Raw genomic sequence first — 25,099 nt, 5'->3', positions numbered from 1 at the left:
CTGACCTACCTCGGCGGCGTCACCCTGGCCGCCATCATCACCTACCACCGCGTCCACAATTAACAGACACGGCCTAGAGCACGTAACGACGGCGAATGCCGTGGAACCGCTCCCACATCGCGGCGGTGCGTTCCGCGAGACTCACCATGGCGGTGTCCGCCGGAAGGGCGTCGAGCACTTCGTCGTGCTTGGCGATCCGGGCGCCCAGCGCGGCGGGCTCGCCCTCGAGCATGTGCCGGTAGGTCAGGTTGCCGCACCGAAAGCCCTGGGTGTCGAGCCAGTTGTGCACGCCCGGATCACGATGAGCCATGACGAGGCGAATGCGGCCGTCGGCGTCGGTCTTCGTGCGGCTCGGCGTATAGCTCACCGGCCGGTACAGAAAGTCCATGCTGTTGAAGAAGACACCCATATTGGTCAGCATCCACAGCCCGTCGTGGGCATCGAATTCGACTATCAACACCTCGTCGTCGGCAAGCTCCCAGTACATGTTCGCGGCGGCCCGGCCGCGCTTGCCGTCTGCGTCGGTCGCTTCGACGTGCGGGAAAGAGTTCGGATGTGTGGCGTCGACGCCGCCGTAGGTGAAGGGGAACTCGGGCCAGTCGGCCATCAGGCCGGAGACGAAATCACCGGCCCAGCGCATCGCCTCGACCATCTCGGCGGGCGAGGGCAACGGCTTGGGGGAGTCCATGTCGATCCGCTCGATCCGAAGCTGCGCCGGCCGCTCGTCCCAGCGGTCGAATCCCTGACGGATGAACAGTTTTCGTGAGCCGGAGGTGGTGGGCAGCCAGTTCGGCCCGCGCTCGGGTCCGCCGATGTAGAGCTCGATTTGCCCTCCATCGCCGATCTGAAGCTGATGGCCGAGCAGATTGGCTTCCGGCGTGTCACCGAAGGGCTCGTGCAGCACGCCCGGACCGGGTGTGCGTGGCCCTTGGACCGTGACATTGAAGAACCGTGCGCTGCCGCGGGTGCCGGTGAGCCGGTAGGTCGATTGCCCGTCGATCCACGCTTGTTGGTAGGTGAAGTCGGCGCAGTCGCCGCCGAGCTTGCGGGTCGGGCCGCAGAAGGTGTGCAGCACCGGGTAGCGGGTGTCGTGGGTTTCGAGCGCCAAATCGAAGGCCTGGCCCAGGTTTTGGGTGAGAAACCGGTATGCATCGACGCGATGCGCACCGGAGGCCGGGTTGGCCTGCTTGAAGACTTGCTCGCCCGCCTGCTGCAGCCGCGCGCAGAACTCGGTCCAGGCCGAATGCAGCGCCGCGTCGTCGGGACCGTCACCGAAAGCCATACTCACGCACCCAGCCTGTCGAGCATTGCGCCGACTACATCACATGCGCGTTGGGCGGATTCGAGGCGTCCCTCCCGGTCGATGCGGGGACCGATCAGTTCCAGGTCGAAACCGTGCGCATAGCCGCCGGCAAGTGCTTGGGCGACGAAGGGTTCGATCGGAATCGTGCCGTCGCCGGGAACCGCCCGGCCCGGCAGCGCCCGGTCGCCGAGGACGTAGTCGCTCAATTGGATGAGCGCCGTTCGCGGCAGTGCCCGCTGCACCATCGCATCGAAATCCCCTTCGGCCCAGCAGTGGAACACGTCGAGGCAGACGCTCAAGCCGCACATCTCGGCCAGTGCGACGGTGTCTCGCAGCGTGTGGGCGAGGTGGATGTCGGCATACAGGCTGGAAGCATTCTCGATGGCCAGCGCCACCCCGGCCGTCTTGGCGTGCGTTACGCAGGGGGCCACCATCGCGCAGAACCGTTCGGCGGCTCGTGCCCAGGTGAGGTCACCGCGCCCACCGGTGAGCAGGTAGACGGTGCGAGCGCCGACGGCCGTCGCGGCGTCGATCACGGTGGACAGTGCGGCGCGGGCGGCCTGTGGGTCGCTGGACAGCGCGCCGCCGGCGAACAGGTGGTAGACGGCCTCCACGGTGTAGTCGTTGCACTGCAACAACATTGGAAATTCCGGGTCGAGCAGCTGGCTGTCCAGGATGCTCAGCCGGGACACGCCGAGCGCCGCCCAGTGCGCTTGCATCTCGGCGAGCGAGTCGCCATAGAAGGTGACGCTGTGCACGGACAGACGTTTGTGTGCGCCCGTCATGTCACGCCCGGTTCTCGATGGCCACGCCGAATCGCTCTCGGAACGGCCGGAATTCCGCGTGCAGCGCATCGAGGTCTTCGCCGATGTCGATCAGCAGTTGGGTGGAGTACTTGAATTTGCCGTAGCGGTCGCCGCGATTGTTGGCCAGGTAGGCGCCCATCGCCGATTCGGCCTCGTCCGTCAGCTCGCGGCCGCAGAACGCGTAGTAGCGCCGCACCGTGCCGATGTGGTCGGCGATGAAGTCGGCGTAGCGGACGTGCAGGATGCGCGGATCGTCGACCAAGGGATTGGTCATCGTGTTGGCGATGCTGGATCGGGTCATTTCGAGGTGCTTCTTCGCTTCGGCGTGCAGGTCGACCGGACCGACGATGCCTTCGGCGATGTCGGCCATCATCATGGTGCGCGACGCGGCGACCTGTACAGGGTCGCGGTGCAGCCAGACCATGTGCGCGTCGGGATAGGTGTCGAAGAGTTCCTTGAGCCGGAAGCCATGAAAGCCCTTGAGTACCCAGTACTTACGCGGCCGATAGTATTGCAGCTGCTGCAGCATGGCTTTGTGGAGGCGATATTGCGCCGCTGCATCGGTGGCCAGGCCGCCGACCAGCGACTGCATCGGCACCCGCCACCAGGCGGTGGGCGTCATCACCCGGAAATCGAACGCCCAGGTGCGCTCGTCTTCGGGCAGGCCGTCGCCCAGCATGTCGTTATAGGGATGGCTGTGCAGCCATTTGGGCATCTTGGCGTTGATCTCGCGCCAGTCGGCGTCGGCCCGCTGATGGCGGTCGTCGGCGGGACCGGCCAGGCCCGGTGGCGGTGACGGATACATCACTTCCCAGAAGCGCAGCGCCCGCGCCAGCGGATCGACGGACATCAGGGCGTGCATTAGCGTTGTCCCCGAACGGGGTTCGCCCGTGACGAACATCGGCCCCTCGATCACCTCCTCGGCGATCGGGTAGCGGTTGCGGTCTTCGATGAATTCCAGACGCGACGTCAGCAGCCATCGACACACCTGCGCCGCTTGCCGGTTGCCATCGGCGTCCATGCCGAGGCCGTTCAGGTGGTCGACGGCGACGGTGAAGCGTTGCGGCAGCGTGGGATCGCCGTAGTCGCGCAGCCCGGTTTCGGCCTCCGCGGCGGCAAGCAGCTGGACGGCGTCCAGGGGCGTCGTCACGACGGGCCCCCGCACAGCCGCATCAGTTCGTCTTCGGCGGCGCGGACGTTCGCCGCCGAAGCCTCCGCGTACCTCAGGCCGGCCATGGCGCCGTAATCCAGGATCTTGGGCACGCGCAGTCCCGCGTCCACGTACGTCTTGACGATCTTGGCAACCTGCGTCGGTGTCCCGTGTGGCACGGTGGCCAGCACCATCTCGGGCCGCGCTTTGTCGAGGAACGCGAGGATCCGCTCGCGGGTGAGTACCGCCGGGTCGATGTCCTGAAATCCGCGCCAGCCATCGCCCATCGGATGCTCAAACCCGAAGCCGCGCAACGTCTCCGCCGATACCTGCAGCAGGAACGCCTTCACCAGGGGTGCCCGCAGGATCTCGGCCAGGGCGTCCTCGTTCTCTCCGATCAGGCACACCTGGATGAAGCAGGGTGTGATCGCCAGCGGATCGCGGCCAGCGTGGTCCGCGGATGCTCTTACCGCGGAGAGCATTTCGGCGTAGTGTTCCGGCGTCCAGGCACCGGCCGGCCACCACCCGTCGGCGTGCCGGCCGGCGATCTCGAGCATGCGCGGGCCGCTGGCGCCGATCCAGATCTGCGGTGCGCGGCCCGCGTACGGCTCGGTGTCGAGCCGGGCGTGGCGCAGCGAGTAGAACTGCCCGTCGAAATCGACCGGGCCGTCGCTGTCCCAGAGCAGCCGGATCACCCTCAGCGCTTCCTCGAATCGGCTGACCGGTCTGGAGAAGTCGAAGCCGTAGGGCAGGGTGTTCTCGCTCTCGCCGCTGCCCAGGCCCAGGATGAAACGGCCCTTGGCGAGGTGGTCGATGGTCAGCGCCGTCTGGGCCAGCATGCTGGGGTGGCGGCGCACGGTGTCGACGACGGCGCTGACAAGCGGAACGTTCTCGGTCAGGACGGCGGCCGCGGCGGCTACCGCCAGGCCGTCCAGATGGCGGTGCGGCGAAGGGGATGCGGCGGCCAGGTCGGTGAACTCGGGTGTCCAGATCGAGTCGGGCCAGAAGCTGACCATGTGGTCGGGCAACCAGATCGAGTGGTACCTGCCGCTGTCCAACTCCTCGAGCCGGGACAGGTCCAGCGGGAGCGTCGTGCGTAAGAACGCGGCGGGTTGAACGGTCATCGAGAGATGATGCTAAGCACTCGCACAGCGCCGTGTCGACGAATTGGCGGCACTGCCTCATACGCCACATCGGCACCGCACCCCGACCATCACGTGATCCGCGAATGCGCTGGCGCACGTGCTAGCGCGTTGAACGTCACCCAATGGTCGGGCGCCCGGTCAGGCGGCCTCAGCCCTCGCTGATGAACTCTTCCAGCTGGGTGCGCGCGATGTCGTCGGGCAGCTGCTGCGGCGGGCTCTTCATCAGGTAAGCCGAGGCCGGGATCACCGGGCCGCCGACGCCGCGGTCTTTGGCGATCTTGGCCGCCCGCACCGCGTCGATGATGACGCCGGCCGAGTTCGGCGAGTCCCACACCTCGAGCTTGTACTCCAGGTTCAGCGGCACGTCGCCGAAGGCGCGTCCCTCGAGTCGCACGTAGGCCCACTTGCGGTCGTCGAGCCAGCCGACGTGGTCGGACGGGCCGATGTGCACGTCCTTGGTCTTGAACTCGCGCTGCAGGTTGGAGGTGACGGCCTGGGTTTTGGAGATCTTCTTGGACTCCAGCCGCTCGCGCTCGAGCATGTTGAGGAAGTCCATGTTGCCGCCGACGTTGAGCTGCATGGTGCGATCCAGCTGCACGCCCCGGTCCTCGAAAAGCTTGGCCATCACGCGGTGGGTGATGGTGGCGCCGACCTGGCTCTTGATGTCGTCGCCCACTATGGGCACACCCGCGTCGGCGAATTTCTTGGCCCAGACCGGGTCCGAGGCGATGAACACCGGCAGCGCGTTGACGAACGCGACGCCGGCGTCGATGGCGCACTGGGCGTAGAACTTGTCGGCCTCTTCCGAACCGACAGGCAGGTAGGACACCAGCACGTCGACGTTGTTCTCCTTGAGGACCTTGACCACGTCGACTGGCTCGGCGTCCGACAGCTCGATGGTGTCGGCGTAGTACTTGCCGATGCCGTCCAGGGTCGGGCCGCGCTGCACCGTCACGTTGGTGGGCGGCACGTCGGCGATCTTGATCGTGTTGTTCTCCGAGGCGAAGATCGCGTCGGACAGGTCGAAGCCGACCTTCTTGGCGTCCACGTCGAAGGCGGCGACGAACTTGACGTCGCGCACGTGGTACTGGCCGAACTTCACGTGCATCAGGCCGGGCACGGTGCTGTTCTCGTCGGCGTTCTGGTAGTACTCGACGCCCTGTACCAGCGAAGACGCGCAGTTACCGACGCCGACAATGGCGACTCGTACCTCCGTCGACGCCTGTGGCGCGTTCTGCTCACTCATGGGGCGTTCTCCTAACTCCATAACCTTGTGTCGCAGCTGATCGGATTCGTGCAGGGTTTTACGTCTACTCGGAGAGGCCGGGCATCGCCCGCTCCGCAGCAATGAGCTCGTTGAGCCACTTCACTTCGCGCTCGCTGGACTCGAGCCCCAGTTGGTGAAGTTGGCGGGTGTAGCGGTCGAACGAGTTACTGGCCCGCGCCACGGCTTCGCGCAGGCCTTCCCGCCGCTCCTCAACCTGACGGCGACGACCTTCCAGGATGCGCATGCGCGCCTCAGCCGGAGTCCGGTTGAAGAACGCGAGGTGCACCCCGAAGCCGTCGTCGGTGTAGTTGTGCGGGCCGGTGTCGGCTACCAGCTCACCGAAGCGCCGACGGCCCTCGTCGGTTAGCTGGTAGACGCGCCGGGCGCGCCGAACCGGCGTTCCGGCCGGGGCGGCATCTTCGGCGATCAATCCTTCGGCCTGCATCCGCCGGAGGGCCGGGTAGAGCGAACCGTACGAGAACGCACGGAACGCACCGAGGAGACCGGTCAGCCGTTTACGCAACTCGTAACCATGCATCGGCGATTCGATGAGAAGGCCCAGGATGGCGAGCTCAAGCATCGAATCACCCCCTTTGCACGATCGGTTACGACGGTTCGACGCCTCGCGTCATCGTATCGCCTCGATATATTCGCCACAACACCACCGAATGTTCGTCGGCTATTAGCTCAGGGTGCGCGGGAATCGAATCGCGCCGGTAGCCGGCCGCCTAGGACGGCAGATTCAGTTGCTTCACGGTACCGTCACCTGCGAAGACGATGTAGCCACCACCGTAGTCGCTGGAGACATACAGCGACAGCGATAGGGCACCGGGGGTGGTCGGGTCCGCCGCCGGCTCGATGTTGAGGTACTCGGTTTTGACGTCCGACGGCTTCATGTGCAGGGTCTGCGGGGCGCCGCGCATGATGCCCACCGTCGCCGTGACGTCGAACTTGCTCAGGTCAACCGGAACAGAACCGTCCGCGGAGCTTTTGGCCGAGCTGGTCGGGTCGCCCCAGCCGCCGCGGTAGGTGTAGGCCAGCACCCGACGATCGTCGGAGGGATCCGCCCGGTCGAGCACCGCGTACGTCGGGTAGATCACCAGCCGGTACCCCATGGTGTCGCCGAACCGTTTGCGCGTTTGCTCGAGCAGCCCGGTGAGCCCCCCGACCGAATGCAGTTGGGTGGGCGGGGTCAGCACCACGGCGCCAACTCCGTCGGGCTTAGCCCCGGGGTCGGTGGTGAAGTCCAGGGGCGACGGGGTGTTCCCGTACAGGCCCCATCCGATGCCGATGCCCAGCAGCACCGACACGGCGAAGGCGATGGCGACCGTGCCCCAGCCGCCGAACTTCGGTGACACCGGCGGACCCTTGGCGGCGGGTGGGTGCAGCGCGGTGCTGTCGGTCTGCAGGTCGGTCATCAGGGCCTGCAGGTCGCCGAGGGTGACCGCCTTGGTGGCCGCGCTGACCCGTTCCCGGTGCTCCTCCATGGAGAGCTCACCGTCGTTCAAGGCGTTGTCGAGAATCCTGCAGGCGTCCTGCCGGTTGATGTCTTTGGCGCGGGTGCTCGCCGCCGCCTCACCGCCCAGCGATGTCCCGAGCCATTTCGCCACGGGGATGATCGTAGAGTCCGGCCCCGGTCCGGCACAGAAAGCACCGGCCGATTGCCCGACTCGGGCCGCCACGGTTTGGTTGCGTATCGGTCGTCTGGATGGCGACGTACTCTGGGGGGCGTGCGACTGCAGCGACAAGTGGTGGACTACGCCCTCCGGCGGCGAGCACTGCTGGCCGAGGTGTACTCGGGACGTACGGGTGTGTCCGAGGTGTGTGACGCGAACCCTTATCTGCTGCGCGCCGCCAAGTTTCACGGGAAACCGAGCCAGGTCATGTGCCCGATCTGCCGCAAGGAGCAGCTGACGCTGGTGTCGTGGGTGTTCGGCGAACACCTGGGTCCGGTATCGGGCTCGGCACGCACGGCCGAAGAGTTGGTCCTGCTGGCGACCCGCTTCGACGAGTTCGCCGTCCACGTGGTGGAGGTATGCCGAACCTGCAGCTGGAATCATCTGGTCAAGTCGTACGTGCTCGGCGCGGCGCGCCCACCCAAGGGCACCCGGACTACGCGGACGGCGCGAAACGGCGCGCGCACGGCCATTGAATAACGACGGACGCCACAACCAGTCGTCCAGCGATGCGGATGGGCCGGCGACTGAGCGTGTGGGCAAACATGGAAGCGGCGAGCGCCCGCGTGACGCGCCGTCGGCACCCGGCCAACGTCGTGGAGTTCCCCCGGACGACCGGCTGACCACGATCCTCCCGCCGGTCGTCGACGACCGCTCGCCCCGGCGGTCCGATCCCAGCATCGAAGAAGTCAAAGCCGCATTGGGCGGCCCTCCGTCGACTCCCTTGCAACGGGATGCGCTCGACGAGGTGAAGGCCGCGCTGGACAGCCGGACGTCGCCGCGCCGCGACCGGCCGAGCGCCGGAGGCCGCCCGCCTGGAGGACCACCACCGCCACTCGGGCCACGGGGACGGCCCGGCGGGCCGGACGGCTTCGGGCCCCGGCCGCGGGGCGACGTCCACTGGACTCAGCAGATCAACTGGTTGTGGGTGCGGCGAGCGGCCTACCTGTCGGCGGCGGTGCTGTTGATCCTGCCGATCGTCACGTTCGCCATGGCCTACTTCATCGTCGACATCCCCAAGCCGGGCGACCTGCGCACCAACCAGGTCTCCACCATCCTGGCCAGCGACGGATCCGAGATCGCCAAAATCATCCCGCCCGAAGGCAATCGGGTCGATGTCAACATCAACCAGGTGCCGGTGCACGTGCGCCAGGCGGTGATCGCCGCCGAGGACCGCAATTTCTATTCGAACCCGGGGTTCGACTTCAGCGGCTTCGCGCGGGCGGTGAACAACAACCTCTTCGGCAACGGCGATCTGCAGGGCGGCTCGACGATCACGCAGCAATACGTGAAGAACGCGCTGGTGGGGTCGGCTCAACACGGCGTCAGCGGTCTGATGCGCAAGGCCAAGGAACTCGTCATCGCCACCAAGATGTCGGGGGAGTGGTCGAAAGACGATGTGCTGCAGGCCTATTTGAACATCATCTACTTCGGCCGGGGCGCCTATGGCATCTCCGCCGCCGCCAAGGCTTACTTCAACAAGCCCGTCGAGCAGCTCACCGTCTCAGAGGGGGCGCTGCTGGCGGCGCTGATTCGGCGCCCGTCCTCGCTGGACCCGGCCGTCGATCCGCAGGGCTCCCGGGCCCGCTGGAACTGGGTGCTCGACGGCATGGTGGAGACCAAGGCGCTGTCACCCAGTGACCGCGCCGCGCAGGAGTTCCCACAGACCGTGCCGCCCGATCAGGCACGCGCGGAGAACCAGACGACGGGGCCCAACGGGCTGATCGAGCGCCAGGTGACCAAAGAGTTGATGGAGCTGTTCAACATCGACGAGCGAACCCTGAACACCCAGGGCTTGCAGGTCACCACCACCATCGACCCGAAAGCCCAGCAGGCCGCCGAAAAGGCGGTATCGAAATACCTTGACGGTCAGGACCCCGACATGCGGTCGGCGGTGGTGTCGGTCGACCCGCACGACGGGGCGATACGGGCCTACTACGGCGGTACGGACGCCAACGGTTTCGACTTCGCGCAGGCCGGGCTGCAAACCGGTTCGTCGTTCAAGGTGTTCGCTTTGGTCGCCGCGCTCGAGCAGGGGATCGGGCTGGGTTACCAGGTCGACAGTTCGCCGCTGACGGTCGACGGCATCAAGATCACGAACGTCGACGGCGAGGGCTGTGGGACGTGCAACATCGCCCAGGCGCTCAAGCAGTCGTTGAACACCTCCTATTACCGGCTGATGCTCAAGCTCAAGGGCGGCCCGCAGGCCGTCGCGGACGCCGCGCACCAGGCCGGCATCGCGACCAGCTTCCCCGGGGTGGACCACACGCTGTCCGAGGACGGCAAGGGCGGGCCGCCCAACAACGGCGTTGTGCTGGGGCAGTACCAGACCCGGGTGATCGACATGGCCTCGGCGTACGCCACGCTGGCGGCCTCCGGTCTTTACCACCGGCCGCATTTCGTGCAGAAGGTCGTCAACTCCGACGGCCAGGTGCTCTTCGACGCGAGTAAGTCCGACAACAACGGCGAGCAGCGAATCCCGAAGGCCGTGGCCGACAACGTCACCGCGGCCATGGAGCCGATCGCCAGCTATTCGCGCGGCCACTCCTTGTCGGGCGGCAGGCCGTCGGCGGCCAAGACGGGTACCACGCAGCTGGGTGACACCACCGCCGACAAGGACGCCTGGATGGTCGGGTACACGCCGTCGCTGTCGACGGCCGTGTGGGTGGGCACCGCGAAAGGCGACGTGCCGCTGGTAACCGCCTCGGGTTCACCGGTTTACGGCTCGGGGCTGCCGTCGGACATCTGGAAGTCCACGATGGACGGCGCCCTGAAGGGCACGTCCAACGAGTCGTTCCCCAAGCCGACCGAGATCGGCGGCTACGCGGGTGTCCCGGCGCCGCCGCCCCCGCCACCGGCGCCGTCGGTGACCGTCATCCAGCCCACCATCGAAGTGGCACCCGGGATCACCATCCCGGTCGGACCGCCCACGACGATCACCAACGCGCCGCCATCGCCGGGCGCTGGCGGTCCCGAGCCGGGCGTCCCGCCGGGCGGACCCCAAGCCCCGCCCCCCGGCCAGCCGCCACCGTGACCGACGCCGAGCAGCGCAGCGCCACCATTTCCCCGGCGCCGCTGGCCGGCGACCTGCGGAGTGTCGACAACCGGGATTGCCCGAGCCGCACCGACTCGTTGGGCGCCGCGCTGGCCGACGTCGCCGGGGGGCCGGTGGGCCGGCACGTGCTGATCGGCCGTGCCCGGGTGATGACCCCAGTGCGGGTGATGTTCTTGATCGGCCTGGTGTTCCTGGCGCTCGGCTGGTCGACGAAGGCGGCCTGCCTGCAGAGCACCGGCACCGGGACGGGTGATCAGCGGGTGGCCAACTGGGAGAACCAACGCGCCTACTACGAGTTGTGCTACTCCGATACCGTTCCGCTCTACGGCGCGGAATTGTTGAGCCAGGGCAAGTTTCCCTACAAGTCCAGCTGGGTCGAGACCGACGGCAGCGGCACCCCGCAGACCCGCTACGACGGTCGGCCTGCGGTGCGCTACATGGAGTATCCGGTGCTGACCGGGATGTACCAGTACGTATCCATGGCGCTGGCGAAGACCTACACCGCGCTGAGCAAGCTGGCCCCGCTCCCGGTGGTCGCCGAGGTGGTGATGTTCTTCGACATCGCGGCGTTCGGCCTGGCGCTGGCCTGGCTCGCCACCGTCTGGGCGACCGCCGGCCTGGCCGGGCGTCGGGTATGGGATGCGGCCCTGGTGGCCGCGTCACCGCTGGTGATCTTCCAGATCTTCACCAACTTCGACGCGCTGGCAACGGCATTCGCCATGGCCGGGCTGCTGGCGTGGGCGCGACGTAAACCGGTGCTTGCCGGCGTGCTGATCGGATTGGGCGTCGCGGCCAAGCTGTATCCGTTGTTGTTCCTGGGCCCCATGGTGGTCTTGGCGATCCGGACCGGACGCTTTCGCGCTCTGGCTAGCACCGCGGGGACAGTCGCCGTGACGTGGTTGTTGGTGAATCTGCCCGTGTTGGTGCTGTTTCCGCGGGGGTGGTCGGAGTTCTTCCGGCTCAACACCCGACGCGGCGACGACATGGATTCGCTGTACAACGTGGTGAAATCGTTCACCGGCTGGCGCGGGTTCGATCCCAAGCTCGGGTTCTGGCAGGCGCCCACGGTGCTGAACACCGTGGTCACAGTGCTGTTCGTAATCGGTTGTGCGGCAATCGCATACGTGGTGCTCACCGCTCCGCAGCGGCCGCGGCTGGCACAGATTTTGTTCCTGGTGGTGGCAGTGTTCCTGCTGACCAACAAGGTGTGGAGCCCGCAGTTCTCGCTGTGGCTGGTGCCGCTGGCGGTGCTGGCGCTGCCGCATCGCCGGATCCTATTGGCATGGATGACCATCGACGCGGTGGTGTGGGTGCCGCGGATGTACTACCTGTACGGCAATCCGAACCGCTCGCTGCCGGAGCAGTTCTTCACCACAACGGTGTTGTTGCGCGACATCGCCGTCATCGCGTTGTGCGGGTTGGTAATCCGCCAGATCTACCGACCCGACGAAGACTTGGTGCGCTGGGGCGGCCGGGTGGACGACCCGTCGGGCGGTCCCTTCGACCGCGCTCCCGACGCTCCGGCCGGTTGGCTGCCGGCCGGGCTGCGGCCGGCCGGCATGCGCCGCGCGTCTGCGCCGGATACCGAGATCGAGTCCGCGGTGCCGGCGGGAGCCGCGCGATGACCCGCGCCGACGACGACGATGCCGGCGCAGCCGGGGTCGAAGGAGTGGCGCCATGACCCTGGTCGCCGTCCCGTTGTTTCCCCGGGTGACCGCGCTCGACGCGGTGGGGCCCTATGAGGTGTTGCAACGCATCCCGTCGATCGAGGTGGTGTTCATCGGTCACCGCCGGGGTGAGGTGCGTACGGAAAACGGGATGCTCGGCCTCAGCTGCGACGCGCGGTTCGACGAGGTCACCTCGCCGGATGTGGTGCTGTTTCCCGGCGGGATCGGCACGCGCCAGCTGATCCACGACGACACCATCCGCGCCTGGCTGCAGGCGGTACACCCGACCACGACGTTCACCACGTCGGTGTGCACCGGGGCGTTGCTGTTGGCCGCCGCGGGCCTGCTCGACGGGCTCACCGCCACGACGCACTGGCGGGCCAGGGACCTGCTCAACGAGCTGGGCGCCCATTATGTGCCGGACCGAGTCGTCGAGCACCTCCCGCAGCGGATCATCACGGCCGCGGGCGTGTCCAGCGGCATCGACATGGCCTTGCGGCTGGTCGAGCTCCTGGTCGATCGCCAGGCCGCGCAGGCTGCTCAGCTGCTCATCGAATACGACCCGCAGCCGCCCTTCGATTCGGGCTCCCTCGCCAAGGCCGATCACGCGACCATGGACAGGGCCACCGAATACCTGGACGCCCGGCAGTAGCCGGGTTGCTCGAGCGCCCGGATTCGCCCTGATTTTGGAGGCAACCGCGACCGTCCGGTAGCCTGGTGCGGTTGCCGACGCAGGCGACCCTCCTGCCGCGGATCGACCGTGGCCGTGCAGACCAGAGGAGGTGAGGTTTCCATGCGTCCATACGAAATCATGGTCATTCTTGACCCCACGCTCGACGAGCGCACTGTTGCTCCGTCCTTGGAGACGTTCCTCAACGTCGTCCGTAAAGACGGCGGAACCGTCGAAAAGATCGACATCTGGGGGAAGCGCCGGCTTGCCTACGAGATCGCCAAGCACGCCGAAGGCATCTATGTCGTCGTCGACCTGAAGGCGGAGCCGGCGACGGTCTCCGAGCTCGACCGCCAGCTGAGCCTCAATGAGTCGGTCTTGCGCACCAAGGTGATGCGCACCGACAAGCACTAACACCCGTGGCTGAGTCGTGGGCCCACCGTCGGTGGACTTGCGTAGGCTCAGCGAGGACACGTGCCATCCACCGTCGGAGAAGCGAGTAGCAGGGCGGAACGAGGAGGAAATTGTGGCTGGTGACACCACCATCACCGTTGTCGGAAACCTGACCGCCGACCCCGAACTGCGGTTCACCCCGTCCGGTGCTGCCGTCGCGAATTTCACCGTGGCGTCGACACCGCGGATCTATGACCGCCAGAGCGGGGAGTGGAAAGACGGCGAGGCGCTCTTCCTGCGATGCAACATCTGGCGGGAGGCCGCCGAGAACGTCGCCGAGAGCCTCACCCGTGGCTCACGAGTGATTGTCACCGGCCGGCTCAAGCAGCGGTCCTTCGAGACGCGCGAAGGCGAGAAGCGCACCGTCTTCGAGGTGGAGGTCGATGAGATCGGGCCCTCGCTGCGGTACGCCACCGCCAAGGTCAACAAGGCCAGCCGCAGCGGCGGTGGCGGTGGTGGCGGCTTCGGCGGGGGAGGTGGGTCCCGTCAGGGAGGGTCGGCGCCGGCGAGTAGCGCGCCCGCCGACGACCCGTGGGGCAGCGCCCCGGCATCGGGGTCCTTCGGCGGCGGCGACGACGAACCGCCGTTCTAACAAACTTCAACAGTAAGAAACGAAAAGAAAGACAGTCATGGCGAAGTCCAGCAAGCGACGTCCGGCTCCGGAAAAGCCGGTCAAAACGCGGAAGTGTGTCTTCTGCGCGAAGAAGGGCCAATCGATCGATTACAAGGACACCGCGCTGCTGCGCACCTATATCAGTGAGCGCGGCAAAATCCGGGCGCGTCGGGTCACCGGTAACTGCGTGCAGCACCAGCGTGACATCGCGATCGCGGTGAAGAATGCCCGCGAGGTGGCTCTGCTGCCCTTCACCTCCTCGGCGCGATAGCCGCCGAAGCCCAAGCGAAAGTACGAATAACGATGAAGCTGATTCTGACGGCTGACGTCGACCACCTCGGCACCGTCGGTGACACGGTCGAGGTCAAGGACGGCTATGGCCGCAACTTCCTGCTCCCGCGGGGTCTGGCGATCGTCGCCTCGCGCGGCGCTCAGAAGCAGGCCGACGAGATCCGCCGGTCCCGCGAAAGCAAGGCGGTGCGCGACCTCGGGCACGCCAACGAACTCAAGACGGCGATCGAGGCGCTGGGTTCCGTCCAGCTGCCGGTGCGGACCGCGGCCGACTCCGGAAAGCTCTTCGGCGCGGTGACGTCCGGCGACGTCGTCGCGGCCATCAAGAAGGCCGGCGGACCCAACCTGGACAAACGAATCGTCCGGCTGCCGAAGTCGCACATCAAGGCTGTCGGCACCCACCCGGTGTCGGTGCACCTGCATCCCGACGTCGACGTCGAGCTCGCGCTTGAGGTTGTCGCGGAGAGCTAAGCCTCCGACGTTTGCTCTTTCCCGGCGGCGGCCATCATCGGCCGCCGCCGGGCTCAGTTGTGCTGCGGGCATGGTCGCGCGCCACACGGCGGGCCGTCGCGGACGTACGCCCTAGCGAACTATTGCTGCGGGGTATTCCGCGGACCCTATTTACCCTGCCGTAACGCTGCGAAAATATGGCCGAAAGCCAACACGCCCGGCGCGGTAACCTGCGACGACACGCCGTAGAGATTCTTGTCCACACGAATTTCGTCGCGTTACATGGCTCTTAACAGCAGTGATGTCAGGGCCCCTTGAATTCATACACAGGTTCTCCACACCCCACTCAACACAGGTGTCGATGGATATGCACACACGATGCACAGGTTCATGAACAGCGCCCCTTTCACCTACTAGCCAGCAACGTCTAACGTCGTCCCGGCGCCAGGCGTGCGAGTGCTGTGCGGCGAAAGTGTCGGCTCCTTGACTTACGCTGACGAGAGCGGTCTTCGAATGTACGTTCGGATGCGTGGCAGGGGAGGAGGAATCCATGGCGGTCGTCGATGACTTGGCGTCGGGCATGGATTCGTCGGCGCCCAGTGAGGACTTCGGCCGTCAACCACCGCAGGACATGGCGGCGGAGCAGGCGGTGCTGGGCGGCATGCTGCTGAGCAAGGACGCCATCGCCGATGTGCTGGAACGCCTGCGGCCCGGCGACTTCTACCGCCCCGCGCACCAGAACGTCTACGACGCGATCCTGGACCTCTATGGCCGTGGCGAACCGGCCGATGCGGTGACGGTCGCCGCGGAACTGGACCGCCGCGGGATGCTGCGCAGGATTGGTGGTGCGCCCTATCTGCACACCCTGATCTCCACTGTGCCCACTGCCGCCAACGCGGGCTACTACGCCGGCATCGTGGCCGAGAAGGCGCTGCTGCGCCGGCTGGTGGAGGCCGGGACGCGGGTCGTGCAATACGGCTACGCGGGCGCCGAGGGCGCCGACGTGGCCGAGGTGGTCGATCGCGCGCAGGCGGAGATCTATGACGTGGCCGAGCGGCGGCTGTCGGAAGATTTCGTCGCGCTGGAGGACCTGCTGCAGCCGACGATGGACGAGATCGACGCCATCGCCTCCAACGGCGGGATTTCGCGCGGCGTGCCGACCGGCTTCACCGAACTCGACGAGGTGACCAACGGCCTGCATCCCGGACAGATGATCATCGTGGCGGCCAGGCCTGGAGTGGGCAAGGCACTCGCGTTGGACACGTTGCTGCCGACACCGACCGGCTGGACGACGATGGGCGACGTCGCGGTCGGTGATGAGTTGCTTGGCGCGGACGGGCGGCCGACGCGGGTGGTGGCCGCCACCAACGTGATGTTGGGGCGGCCGTGCTACGAGGTGGAGTTCTCCGACGGGACAGTCATCGTTGCCGATGCAGAGCATCAGTGGTTGACCGAAACACGCGCATCCCGGAAGTCAGCACAGGCCGCGGCAGTGCGTTACAACCGCTACAAGAATCAGCGGACCTTTGCGGCGGTGCGGACGACGGCCGAAATCGCGGGAACTCTGCGCTGCGACACCCAAGACCGGCGACTGAACCACAGCGTGGTCAATGCGTGTGCGCTCGACCTGCCGGATCGCGAATGTTTGGTCCCGCCATACACTCTCGGCGCCTGGCTTGGCGATGGCACCAGCGCCGCAGCCCAGATCACCTCGGCCGATCCGGAAATCATCATGCGGATCGAAGCGGACGGCTTCGTAGCGGTTCCGTCGGAATCCGCTCGGCACCGGTATCAACTGTGCCTAGCGGCTAACCCTGAGCCGGCTCCGCGCCAGTGCGTGGTATGCGGGAAGTCGTTCGTTCCCTATACCAGTCAGGTGCGGACCTGTGGACGCTCATGTGGTGGTTGGGCGCGGTTTGTCTCGGCTCCGGTGCCCAGTCCAACCTGCGTTCGCTGCGCGGGACCGTCGGCGGGGATGCGGTTGTGCCAGAACTGCCACGCCGCTGTGGGGACATTGCAGGCGCGGCTGCGCACACTCGGCGTGCTCGGGAACAAGCACATTCCGACGGAATACCTGCGGGGGTCCGAGACTCAGCGGCGCGCCCTCCTCGCCGGCTTGCTCGACACCGACGGAACCGTGACGGCAGGCGGCGCCGTCCAGTTTTCAGTCACAAACCAACGGCTGGCGTCCGATGCCGCCGAACTGATCGTCAGCCTTGGCTATCGCTGCCAAACCTCGACCAAGCGCGTCCCGGGCCGTCATGAGTCGTCCAGCATTGCGTACACCCTGACATTCTCCACGGACGACGCGGTATTCGCCTTGCAGCGAAAGGCCATAGCACACAAGGAGCGTCGGGCCGCTGCCGGCACTCAGCGCTCTGGATCACGCTTCATTGTGGACGTCCGCCCAGTCGAGACCGTTGCCGTGCGTTGTGTCGAAGTGGACAACGACAGCCACATGTATCTGGCGAGCAAGGCAATGATCCCCACCCATAACTCCACGCTCGGTCTGGACTTCATGCGGTCATGCTCGATCAAGCACCGCATGGCCAGCGTCATCTTCTCGCTGGAGATGAGCAAGTCCGAGATCGTGATGCGGTTGCTCTCGGCCGAGGCGAAGATCAAGCTGTCCGACATGCGTTCGGGCCGGATGAGCGACGACGACTGGACCCGGCTGGCGCGGCGGATGAGCGAAATCAGCGAGGCGCCACTGTATATCGACGACTCGCCCAACCTGACCATGATGGAGATCCGCGCCAAGGCGCGCCGGCTGAAGCAAAAGGCCGACCTGAAGCTGGTCGTCGTCGACTACCTGCAGCTGATGACGTCGGGTAAGAAGCACGAGTCGCGGCAGGTGGAGGTGTCGGAATTCTCGCGTCAACTCAAGTTGTTGGCCAAGGAGATCGAGGTGCCGGTGGTGGCGATCGCTCAGCTGAACCGTGGCCCCGAGCAGCGCACCGACAAGAAGCCGATGCTGTCCGATCTCCGCGAATCGGGATCGCTGGAACAGGATGCCGACATGGTTATTCTGCTCAACCGGCCGGATGCTTTCGAGCGCGACGACCCGCGTGGGGGAGAGGCCGATTTCATTCTGGCCAAGCACCGCAACGGCCCGACCAAAACGGTCACCGTGGCGCATCAGCTGCACTTGTCGCGCTTCGCCAACATGGCGCGGTAGCGAACCCTGCTGCGTTTGCCGAGATTCAGCAAGCGAGGAACTCGGTGAGTTCCCTAGGGTCCGAGACTCAGGCGAAGATCGGCCCAGTCCCGAGGAAGGCCGCCAAAAGTAACTTTCGCACCTCCGACAAGGGAGGCGCTGCAGGTGACAATGGCGTCGCGCGAAAGCCAGTGTCGAGTTGCATCTCGGTTCCCCAGGCAGTTACCGACTCAGGGGCCTTGGTGTCGAAGAGTGTGTCCCACCATGCGGATCGTGCGTACGCTACGTCACCGCCGATCGCGACGAGCGCGACGGCCGATGGGTCGCTGGCTAGGAAGGACTCGTCTGGGTCGGAGTGGCGACGTTCCAGGACGCAAACGTCGGCTGGTGCTCCCGGTTTCAAGATGCCGAGTTCGTCCAGCCCCGCTATGCGTGCGGCGGTGCTGGTCACCATCTCCACCAATTTTCGGGGGTCGACATTTAGGCCCTGTGCGTGCAGGACGCGGCGTGCGACTTTGACTTCATCCAGCAAGCTGCGCGAACCAGATGGAAGCCAGTCAGCGCCAAGCCCGACATCGATCTCCAACGAGATCGCCTCTGCAGCCTGAGTGGTGGCGCCATACAGCCGGATGTTCGACTGGGGGGACCATACGAGTTGCGCTCCGGCATCCCGCAAGGCTCCGAGCTGCTCAGACTTCAGTCCTGTGCCGTGGATCACCACGGTCCACTTGCCCAGCAAGTTGAGCGCGCATAGGCGTTCGAACTCATCGCTCGACGCTTGGTCGACCCCCTCGGCGAGGTGAATGTAGACCCGATCCACCTTGCCGCTGTCGATTTCTGCTCGAAGGTCGGTGGCCTGGGCTTCACAGGGCAAGTCGACGAAGGAGCGGGCCTTATGTCGACCGAAAATTGGAAGGTCGACATTCCGTACCAGCGCCTCGCTGGGATCTGGATACGAAGCGCTCGCACCCTGAATCGCCGTAACCCCACCAACGAGCGCCCGCATTTCGGCGTACCGGGCGCACAATGGCCGTAGCTTGGCGACCTTATCGAGGTAGCTCATGGGGCCGGCCACCAGGATCTGATACGCCGGTTCCTCGCGTCGCCACACGTAGCGGTTTAGGTAGGTTTTGGGCGGTTCCCACGCCTGGAAGATGTTGTATTCCGGATGGCCGTGTAGGTCGATGAGGCCGGGAAGTACGAGGCTGCGCTCCGTCTCGACCACGGGAATGTCGGTGGGTCGAGCGCTGGATATGGCAGCGACCGAGCCGCCCTCGATAGTGAGGTAATTGTCGGCCCATCCCTGCGGCCCGAACACGGTTCCGTGAAGGGCCCAAGGTGAGGAAGTTGGTGGGAGTGTCTTGAACACCGGGGGCTGGCTCGGCGCTATGCCGGACGGCACTCCCTCAACGTATGCATCCCATCCCGAATCCACGGCAGCCTCTGATCGTCAGCTGCGAAATCCCAGTTGCCCGATGACCGAGTTGTCCGAGGAATTTAGCCGCAGACCGGCAATGACGAAGTCATCGTACAGGCCAGGCGGGACGGTAGTGTCGACGTGGATGCGGACTCCCACGAACGCCGGGAAGGGGACAGTCGACAAGTCGAGGGCAACCTTAGTGTCGACGCCGGGCTGGTTATCTGGTTGGGCCCCGATCTGGGCATTGCCGACCACCTTGGCCTGACCGTCCTCGTACGACACGACCGTGACGACGTGGCCTGGATACGGTGGTATGACCTGAACATTCTCGGCGCGAATGGTTAGGTCTGCGGTGCTTATGGAAGCGGTCTTGGTCAGGGTCAGCGGCAGTTCGACCGCTAAGCCCACGTAGGTTGCATCGCCGAAGACTCCTGGTTCATCGCCGAGATGCAGTCGCCCTTGCCAGATGAACTCGCTGGTCGGAATACGCATATTCCCTCCGTGTCCGCCGCAAAAGTTGGCCTTTTCGGTACCCGTGATCTCGATCTAATAGCGGTGCATTGCCGGCGATTGGGAGAACCTTCGCGAGTCGGGATCCCTCGAGCATGGCACGGTGATTTTAGGTCCTGATATAGACCCGATTCAAGATGGGAATGCTGGATTGTGGGCCTAGGCATCAGGCGTCACTTTGCCTCTAACCACCCGCTTCCCGTCTATTCCCGTCGCACACCCGAAATGCGTTGTGTATCAGAGGTCTTGGTAGTTTGTGACTGTTGACTCGCACCCTTCCGCTAGGGCTGCGCCTGAGGTCGTGTCGGCGGGCACACGGGGATGCGGATACGGTAGCGAGCGCCACATCGAGGTGGGGACCTTGGACTATATTCACGTGCCTGGCCAGCAGGCAGGCTTCGGCGTCGCAGTAATCGCCTGTCCAGGCATGAAGAAGAAGGCGAGGTTCGGCCGCGCTCCAAGGAATTCGTCTGCGATCCAACAGCTCACAGATAGGCATCGGCCCACTATTGATGAATTCTCGGACTAACACCGCCGGGAGCGTCAAGCGAGTTAGGCCGTCGAGATTGGCAATGGTGCTAGCCACGCCTGAACCTTCGTCGCTGTCGGCGAGTCCGGCCACAAAATCGGAAAGGAAACCACCGAGGTGACCAGCAGAGTGCATGCTGAGGCAGTGATGTCCACCTGCCGAAGCCGAGGCGAGATTCGATGAGTGCCGAGTTGCGGCTGGCTATTGCGTCCGCCCCGATGTTCGACGGGCTGGACAGCAAGCATGTGGACTTCCTGGCCACACAGAGCCGCGCGATCTTCCTGCCCGCGGGCCAGGTGCTGTTCCGTAAAGGAACACCCTCGACCGGGTTCTATATGGTGCGCGACGGCCTCGTGCAGCTTTCCGTTTCCAATTCGGAAGGCGTGGTCAAGGTGGTGGAAATCATCAGGCCGGGAGGCGCTTTCGGCCATGCCGTGATGTTCGTCCACGAGCCCTATCCGGTGGATGCCACCGCGTTGGTCGACGCGCATCTGGTGTTCGTCCCCGCCGCCGCGGTCGACCGGGTCCTCGACGAAGAGCCAGCCATGGCGCGGATCATGCTGGCGTCGATGGCGCGACGGCTGCAAAGCAAGATTCAGGACATTGCCATGCTGTCGCTTCAATCCGCGACACAGCGGATCGTGGCCTACATTCTCGGGGCGGTGGGCGCGGGAACCTACAGCGTGGGTGGGGGAGCCGGTGCTCTCGAAAACGATGCGGGCCCCGACGCACCCTCGGCCAGCATCGAGCTACCCGCCCTCAAGCAGGTGCTGGCGTCACGGTTGGGTATGACGCCGGAGACCTTCTCCCGCGCCATGCGCGCCCTTACCGATAAGGGCCTGATCCAGGCGGACGGCGCAGTCGTGCAGATCCCGGATGTCGCGGCGTTGGATGCGTATGCCCAGAGCGTTTCGATTCTGTGACCACCCCCACAGGCCTGACTTGATCTAGGTCAAACCCACCGCTTCCGGCGGTTCATAGCGTGGATTCGTCAATCGCCCATCGCCGCCGGAGGAGACCCCGATGTTCTGCTATCAGTGCGAACAGACCGACCGCACCGATTCATCTGACCGCCCCAATCTGCTGGCCTTCGGTTGCGCAAGCACGAAGGGGAATTGCGGCAAGGATGCCACCACCGCGGCGCTGCAGGATGTGCTGGTTCACATCAATCTCGGCATCGGACAGTACGCGCGGGAGGCCCGCCGGCTCGGAGCCGCCGACCCGCGATTCGCCGCGCACGCCAGTTTCGACCTGTTCACCACACTGACCAACGTCAACTTCAACCCCACCCGGTTCATGGCATTGATCTCCGCGGCGGTCGACATGCGCGAGCTGGCGAAGCACGCCTATGAGAACGCCGCCCGAGCTACCGGCGCGGAGCCCGAAACCTTCTCCGGTCCAGCACAGTTCGTGCCGGCCACGACCATCGCGGAGGTGGTCGCCCAGGCCGCCGCCGTCGGGGTGGACGCCGATCTCGACACCCTCGGCCCAGATGTGGTAGGCCTGCGAAACCTCAATCTGTATGGCCTGAAAGGTGTCTGCGCGTACGCGCACCACGCCCACGCCCTTGGCTACCGCACCGAGGCGACCGACGCCGGCATCGAGTCCGCACTGGCATTCCTGGCCGACGCGCCGACCGACCCCCAGGCTCTCCTTGCCCACGCGCTTGAGCTGGGCTCGGTAAACCTCAAAGTGATGGAGATGCTCGACGCGGCCAACACCGGCAGCTTCGGTAGCCCCGTACCCACGCCGGTGCGGATCACTCCTGTCGTCGGCAAGGCCATCCTGGTATCAGGTCACGACTTGCACGACCTGCAGAAGATCCTGGAGGCGACCAAGGGCACCGGGATCAATGTCTACACCCATGGCGAAATGCTGCCTGCCCACGGTTATCCCAAACTGCACGACTACAGCCACCTCGCCGGCAACTACGGCGGGGCCTGGCAGGATCAGCAGCGCGACTTCGCCGCCTTCCCCGGGCCGATCGTGATGACCTCCAACTGCCTGATCGAGCCGCGGCCGGCCTACCGCAACCGGATCTTCACCACCGGGCCGGTGGGATGGCCGGGAATACGTCACCTCGACACTTCCGACCTCTCCCTGGTCATCAGGGCCGCGCAGTCCTTGCCCGGATTCACCACCGAGGTGCCGTCGGAAACCATCACAACCGGATTCGGACGCGAGGCGGTGTTGTCGGTCGCCGACACCGTCATCCGGGCCGTCAAAGACGGTGCGATCAAACGCTTCCTGCTCATCGGGGGGTGCGATGGCGCCGCCCCGGGCCGCAGCTATTACGCCGACGTCGCCGACCGTGCACCCGAGGACACGGTGCTGCTCACCCTCGGTTGCAACAAGTTTCGCTTCAACACCCATGAGTTCGGCGACATCGGCGGTATTCCCCGGTTGCTCGACGTCGGCCAGTGCAATGACAGCTACTCGGCGGTGCAGATCGCGTTGGCGCTGGCGAACGCATTCGACTGCGGGGTCAACGACCTGCCGCTGAGCCTGTTCGTCTCATGGTTCGAGCAGAAGGCCGCCGCGGTGCTACTGACCCTGCTGTCATTGGGAATCCGCAACATTCGCCTCGGGCCGACGCTGCCGGCATTCCTCAGCCCCGCGGTGGTCGACATCCTTGTCGAGCAGTTCGCGCTCAAACCGATCGGCGATCCCGAACAGGATCTGGCCGATGCGATGGCAGGCGCATGATGACCGAGACCATCGCGGTACCCGTTGACGCCGATCTGTCGGGCTACGACGTCGTTCTGGTCACCAATGATGGCCAGGAGTCGACGATCTCGTGCGATTCGCAAACCACTGTGCTCGCCGCCGCAGAGCAGGCGGGGATGGTGCTGAAGTCAACCTGCCAGACCGGGGGGTGCGGAGCATGTTCGGCCGTGCTCTCCGGCGGGCAGGTGGACATGGGCAAGCACGACCCGGATGTCATCGAAGTGCCCGAGAGTCAGGGTGGAATCCTGTTGTGCTGCAGCGTTCCCCGCACCGACTGCCGCGTCGAGCTGCCCTATGACCGTAGCCAGGTCGTCACCGCGCCCCCGACACAACAGCAGGCCCGGATCACCGGCTTGAAGCTGGTCGCCGACGAAGTGATGCACCTGAAGGTCGATCTCGACGGCTCAAAGCCCGCAGACTTCGACTCGGGCCAGTTCGTTCGAATCACCGTCCCGGGCACCGACTCGCGACGCGCTTACTCACCGGCGAACGTCGCCAACTGGGACGGAGAGCTTGAGTTCTATATCCGACTGCTGCCCGGCGGCCTGATGTCGCAGTACCTAACTGAGAAAGCAGCCGTCGGTGACGTGCTCACCGTCTCTGGCGCGCAGGGATCGTTCACCCTGGCCGAAAACGGCCTGCGGCCCCGCTGGTTCCTGGCAGGGGGCACTGGATTGTCGCCTCTGCTGTCGATGTTGCGCCGGATGGCCGAATGGGGCGATCCGCAGCAGGCACGTCTGTTCTTCGGTCTCACCCGTTACACCGAAGTTTTCGCCCAGGACGAGCTAGCCGAACTTGCCGGGTCGATACCCGACTTTCGGGCCGACACCGCAGTCTGGCAACCGGATCCTCGGTGGACAGGGGCCATGGGCAACCCGGTCGATCTCGCAGCGGCCGATGTTGCGATGCTCGACGAAAGCCCCGATGTCTATGTGTGCGGACCGCCGCCGATGGTCGAGGCCGCCTACACCGCGCTCACCACCGCCGGTGTGCCCCGCGAGCAAATTTACGCCGAACGGTTTTTCACCACTGGTTAAGACCATCACGAACGTCCTGTGGCAGGTGGGAATAGCCGTTCTGATGAGAATTCTGCATACCCACAGGTAGCTGCATCGCGGTTCCGCCACCAAAATGAGAGCCTAGAATCGCTTCACGGACACGGATTCGCGCTCAATGCCTTGACGCACTAGTTTTCCTGGAGTGATGTCGTCAGCTGCGAGTGCTCTCGCGCGGTGGATTGCTCCCCTCCTGACTGTTGCGGGCGTCGCCTGCATGGGTGTTTCGGCCGACCCGGCGCAGGTCGGCCCCTCCCCGGCGGTGCGCTTGGCCAGCGACGGGGACCCGTTGGCCGGGGCGCCGTTTTATGTCAATCCCAACTCAGCGGCCATGCGCGCCGCGCAGAGCGCCGATCCACCGAGTCCCGAGCTGACCGCCATCGCCAACACGCCGCAGGCGTACTGGATCGTCCCGGGCTCGTCGGCAGGCACGGTCGGAAAGTACACCGGTGACGCGCAGGCTGCCGGCGCCATCCCGGTCCTGGCGATCTATGGAATCCCGTACCGGGATTGCGGCAGCTTCGCTGCGGGTGGCATGGGATCGGCCGACGACTATCGCGGGTGGATCGACGGCATCGCATCCGGCGTGGGCGCCTCGCGGGTCGCGATCGTCGTCGAACCCGACGCGCTCGCCATGGCCGATTGTCTGTCGGCCGATCAGCGCCAAGAACGCTACGACTTGATCCGCTACGCCGTCGACACGCTGACCCGGAACCCGAATGCGGCCGTATACGTCGATGCCGGTCACTTGCGTTGGCATAGCCCCGAGGACATGGCCGCCAGGCTCAACCAGGCCGGCGTCGGCCACGCGCGGGGTTTCAGCGTCAACATTGCGAACTTCTTCACTACCGAGGACGAAATCGGTTATGGCGAGGCGATTTCAGCGCTCACGAATGGTTCCCATTACGTGATCGACACGTCGCGCAACGGCGCCGGACCGGCGCCCGACTCCGGGCTCAACTGGTGCAACCCCAGCGGCCGGGCACTGGGCACCCCGCCCACCACGGCCACCGCGGGCACACACGCCGACGCCTACTTGTGGATCAAACGCCCCGGTGAATCCGATGGAAGTTGCGGCAAAGGTGATCCGGCGGCCGGCACCTTCGTGAGTCAGTACGCCATCGATCTGGCCCACAAGGGCGGCCAGTAGGCCGT

22 protein-coding genes are annotated in these 25,099 nt (G+C 65.6%); 13 read left to right on the top strand and 9 right to left on the bottom strand.

Going from position 1 to position 25,099, the window contains the following annotated elements:
* Positions 1-73: 73 nt before the first annotated feature.
* The 7 genes from AWC17_RS11215 to AWC17_RS11185 form a co-directional block, all read right to left on the bottom strand.
* On the bottom strand, positions 74-1,282 hold the full coding sequence (locus AWC17_RS11215) for a DUF1214 domain-containing protein (RefSeq protein WP_046184542.1): 1,209 nt from the start codon (positions 1,280-1,282) through the stop codon (positions 74-76).
* Between the two features lie 2 nt (positions 1,283-1,284).
* Positions 1,285-2,088 carry a sugar phosphate isomerase/epimerase family protein gene (locus AWC17_RS11210; RefSeq protein WP_046184543.1) on the bottom strand — a complete coding sequence of 268 codons (804 nt, stop codon included), beginning with the start codon at positions 2,086-2,088 and terminating at the stop codon, positions 1,285-1,287.
* Position 2,089: 1 nt separating this feature from the next.
* Entirely contained in the window at positions 2,090-3,259 is a 1,170-nt protein-coding gene (locus tag AWC17_RS11205) for a sulfotransferase family protein (RefSeq protein ID WP_046184544.1), read from the bottom strand.
* Positions 3,256-4,383, bottom strand: a complete 1,128-nt coding sequence (locus tag AWC17_RS11200) for an LLM class flavin-dependent oxidoreductase (protein WP_047323471.1) — start codon at positions 4,381-4,383, stop codon at positions 3,256-3,258. The genes AWC17_RS11205 and AWC17_RS11200 overlap by 4 nt, the downstream gene beginning before the upstream one ends.
* A 169-nt stretch (positions 4,384-4,552) precedes the next feature.
* Complete coding sequence (locus AWC17_RS11195; RefSeq protein WP_046186699.1) at positions 4,553-5,650, bottom strand: inositol-3-phosphate synthase; 1,098 nt, start codon at positions 5,648-5,650, stop codon at positions 4,553-4,555.
* 64 nt (positions 5,651-5,714) lie between these two features.
* Positions 5,715-6,251: a PadR family transcriptional regulator gene (locus AWC17_RS11190; RefSeq protein WP_046186698.1), complete on the bottom strand. Its 537-nt coding sequence runs from the start codon at positions 6,249-6,251 to the stop codon at positions 5,715-5,717.
* A gap of 148 nt (positions 6,252-6,399) precedes the next feature.
* Positions 6,400-7,281 carry a DUF1707 SHOCT-like domain-containing protein gene (locus tag AWC17_RS11185; RefSeq protein WP_046186697.1) on the bottom strand — a complete coding sequence of 294 codons (882 nt, stop codon included), beginning with the start codon at positions 7,279-7,281 and terminating at the stop codon, positions 6,400-6,402.
* Between the two features lie 120 nt (positions 7,282-7,401).
* Here AWC17_RS11185 and AWC17_RS11180 point away from each other — a divergent pair, with 120 nt between their 5' ends.
* From AWC17_RS11180 to dnaB, 9 genes are all read left to right on the top strand, one after another.
* Positions 7,402-7,827, top strand: a complete 426-nt coding sequence (locus AWC17_RS11180; RefSeq protein WP_046186696.1) for a DUF5318 domain-containing protein — start codon at positions 7,402-7,404, stop codon at positions 7,825-7,827.
* On the top strand, positions 7,820-10,381 hold the full coding sequence (locus tag AWC17_RS11175) for a transglycosylase domain-containing protein (RefSeq protein ID WP_141224583.1): 2,562 nt from the start codon (positions 7,820-7,822) through the stop codon (positions 10,379-10,381). Before AWC17_RS11180 ends, AWC17_RS11175 begins: the two co-directional genes overlap by 8 nt.
* On the top strand, positions 10,378-12,027 hold the full coding sequence (locus AWC17_RS11170) for a glycosyltransferase family 87 protein (RefSeq protein WP_047323469.1): 1,650 nt from the start codon (positions 10,378-10,380) through the stop codon (positions 12,025-12,027). Before AWC17_RS11175 ends, AWC17_RS11170 begins: the two co-directional genes overlap by 4 nt.
* A 52-nt stretch (positions 12,028-12,079) precedes the next feature.
* Positions 12,080-12,721 carry a DJ-1/PfpI family protein gene (locus AWC17_RS11165; protein WP_046182479.1) on the top strand — a complete coding sequence of 214 codons (642 nt, stop codon included), beginning with the start codon at positions 12,080-12,082 and terminating at the stop codon, positions 12,719-12,721.
* Between the two features lie 141 nt (positions 12,722-12,862).
* Positions 12,863-13,153: a 30S ribosomal protein S6 gene (gene rpsF / locus AWC17_RS11160; RefSeq protein WP_046182478.1), complete on the top strand. Its 291-nt coding sequence runs from the start codon at positions 12,863-12,865 to the stop codon at positions 13,151-13,153.
* Between the two features lie 112 nt (positions 13,154-13,265).
* Complete coding sequence (locus tag AWC17_RS11155; protein WP_046182477.1) at positions 13,266-13,784, top strand: single-stranded DNA-binding protein; 519 nt, start codon at positions 13,266-13,268, stop codon at positions 13,782-13,784.
* A gap of 37 nt (positions 13,785-13,821) precedes the next feature.
* Positions 13,822-14,076, top strand: a complete 255-nt coding sequence (gene rpsR / locus AWC17_RS11150) for a 30S ribosomal protein S18 (protein WP_046182476.1) — start codon at positions 13,822-13,824, stop codon at positions 14,074-14,076.
* A 32-nt stretch (positions 14,077-14,108) separates the two neighbouring features.
* Entirely contained in the window at positions 14,109-14,567 is a 459-nt protein-coding gene (gene rplI, locus AWC17_RS11145) for a 50S ribosomal protein L9 (RefSeq protein WP_047323468.1), read from the top strand.
* Between the two features lie 529 nt (positions 14,568-15,096).
* Complete coding sequence (gene dnaB / locus AWC17_RS11135) at positions 15,097-17,724, top strand: replicative DNA helicase (protein ID WP_046182474.1); 2,628 nt, start codon at positions 15,097-15,099, stop codon at positions 17,722-17,724.
* Between the two features lie 67 nt (positions 17,725-17,791).
* Here dnaB and AWC17_RS11130 read toward each other — a convergent pair whose 3' ends face one another.
* Together AWC17_RS11130 and AWC17_RS11125 are read right to left on the bottom strand one after the other, a co-directional pair.
* Positions 17,792-19,021, bottom strand: coding sequence for an amidohydrolase family protein (locus AWC17_RS11130; protein WP_052742752.1), 1,230 nt, complete (start codon positions 19,019-19,021; stop codon positions 17,792-17,794).
* Between the two features lie 132 nt (positions 19,022-19,153).
* The gene (locus AWC17_RS11125; RefSeq protein WP_046183342.1) at positions 19,154-19,615 is read right to left on the bottom strand and encodes a hypothetical protein; all 462 of its coding nucleotides are present in this window, start codon (positions 19,613-19,615) and stop codon (positions 19,154-19,156) included.
* Positions 19,616-20,341: 726 nt separating this feature from the next.
* On the opposite strand from AWC17_RS11125, the gene AWC17_RS11120 reads away from it, so the two are divergent.
* From AWC17_RS11120 to AWC17_RS11105, 4 genes are all read left to right on the top strand, one after another.
* The gene (locus tag AWC17_RS11120; protein WP_052742753.1) at positions 20,342-21,085 is read left to right on the top strand and encodes a Crp/Fnr family transcriptional regulator; all 744 of its coding nucleotides are present in this window, start codon (positions 20,342-20,344) and stop codon (positions 21,083-21,085) included.
* A gap of 100 nt (positions 21,086-21,185) precedes the next feature.
* Positions 21,186-22,868 carry a hydroxylamine reductase gene (gene hcp / locus AWC17_RS11115; protein WP_085164642.1) on the top strand — a complete coding sequence of 561 codons (1,683 nt, stop codon included), beginning with the start codon at positions 21,186-21,188 and terminating at the stop codon, positions 22,866-22,868.
* Entirely contained in the window at positions 22,865-23,926 is a 1,062-nt protein-coding gene (locus AWC17_RS11110; protein WP_082122953.1) for an FAD-binding oxidoreductase, read from the top strand. The genes hcp and AWC17_RS11110 overlap by 4 nt, the downstream gene beginning before the upstream one ends.
* A gap of 163 nt (positions 23,927-24,089) precedes the next feature.
* Positions 24,090-25,094 (top strand): glycoside hydrolase family 6 protein, encoded by a 1,005-nt coding sequence (locus AWC17_RS11105; protein ID WP_141224582.1) that lies wholly within the window; start codon positions 24,090-24,092, stop codon positions 25,092-25,094.
* Positions 25,095-25,099: the final 5 nt, after the last annotated feature.

It is taken from the genome of Mycobacterium nebraskense, assembly GCF_002102255.1.
GTDB lineage: Bacteria > Actinomycetota > Actinomycetes > Mycobacteriales > Mycobacteriaceae > Mycobacterium > Mycobacterium nebraskense.
The sequence above is the reverse complement of the archived record's forward strand: the minus strand, read 5'-3'. Positions and strand labels throughout refer to the sequence as shown.

Coding starts and splice junctions, on each gene's coding strand:
- AWC17_RS11215 (WP_046184542.1), bottom strand. CDS start 1,282: ATGGCTTTCGGTGACGGTCCCGACGACGCGGCGCTGCATTCGGCCTGG.
- AWC17_RS11210 (WP_046184543.1), bottom strand. CDS start 2,088: ATGACGGGCGCACACAAACGTCTGTCCGTGCACAGCGTCACCTTCTAT.
- AWC17_RS11200 (WP_047323471.1), bottom strand. CDS start 4,383: ATGACCGTTCAACCCGCCGCGTTCTTACGCACGACGCTCCCGCTGGAC.
- AWC17_RS11195 (WP_046186699.1), bottom strand. CDS start 5,650: ATGAGTGAGCAGAACGCGCCACAGGCGTCGACGGAGGTACGAGTCGCC.
- AWC17_RS11190 (WP_046186698.1), bottom strand. CDS start 6,251: ATGCTTGAGCTCGCCATCCTGGGCCTTCTCATCGAATCGCCGATGCAT.
- AWC17_RS11165 (WP_046182479.1), top strand. CDS start 12,080: ATGACCCTGGTCGCCGTCCCGTTGTTTCCCCGGGTGACCGCGCTCGAC.
- rpsF (WP_046182478.1), top strand. CDS start 12,863: ATGCGTCCATACGAAATCATGGTCATTCTTGACCCCACGCTCGACGAG.
- rpsR (WP_046182476.1), top strand. CDS start 13,822: ATGGCGAAGTCCAGCAAGCGACGTCCGGCTCCGGAAAAGCCGGTCAAA.
- rplI (WP_047323468.1), top strand. CDS start 14,109: ATGAAGCTGATTCTGACGGCTGACGTCGACCACCTCGGCACCGTCGGT.
- dnaB (WP_046182474.1), top strand. CDS start 15,097: ATGGCGGTCGTCGATGACTTGGCGTCGGGCATGGATTCGTCGGCGCCC.
- AWC17_RS11125 (WP_046183342.1), bottom strand. CDS start 19,615: ATGCGTATTCCGACCAGCGAGTTCATCTGGCAAGGGCGACTGCATCTC.
- AWC17_RS11120 (WP_052742753.1), top strand. CDS start 20,342: ATGAGTGCCGAGTTGCGGCTGGCTATTGCGTCCGCCCCGATGTTCGAC.
- hcp (WP_085164642.1), top strand. CDS start 21,186: ATGTTCTGCTATCAGTGCGAACAGACCGACCGCACCGATTCATCTGAC.
- AWC17_RS11110 (WP_082122953.1), top strand. CDS start 22,865: ATGATGACCGAGACCATCGCGGTACCCGTTGACGCCGATCTGTCGGGC.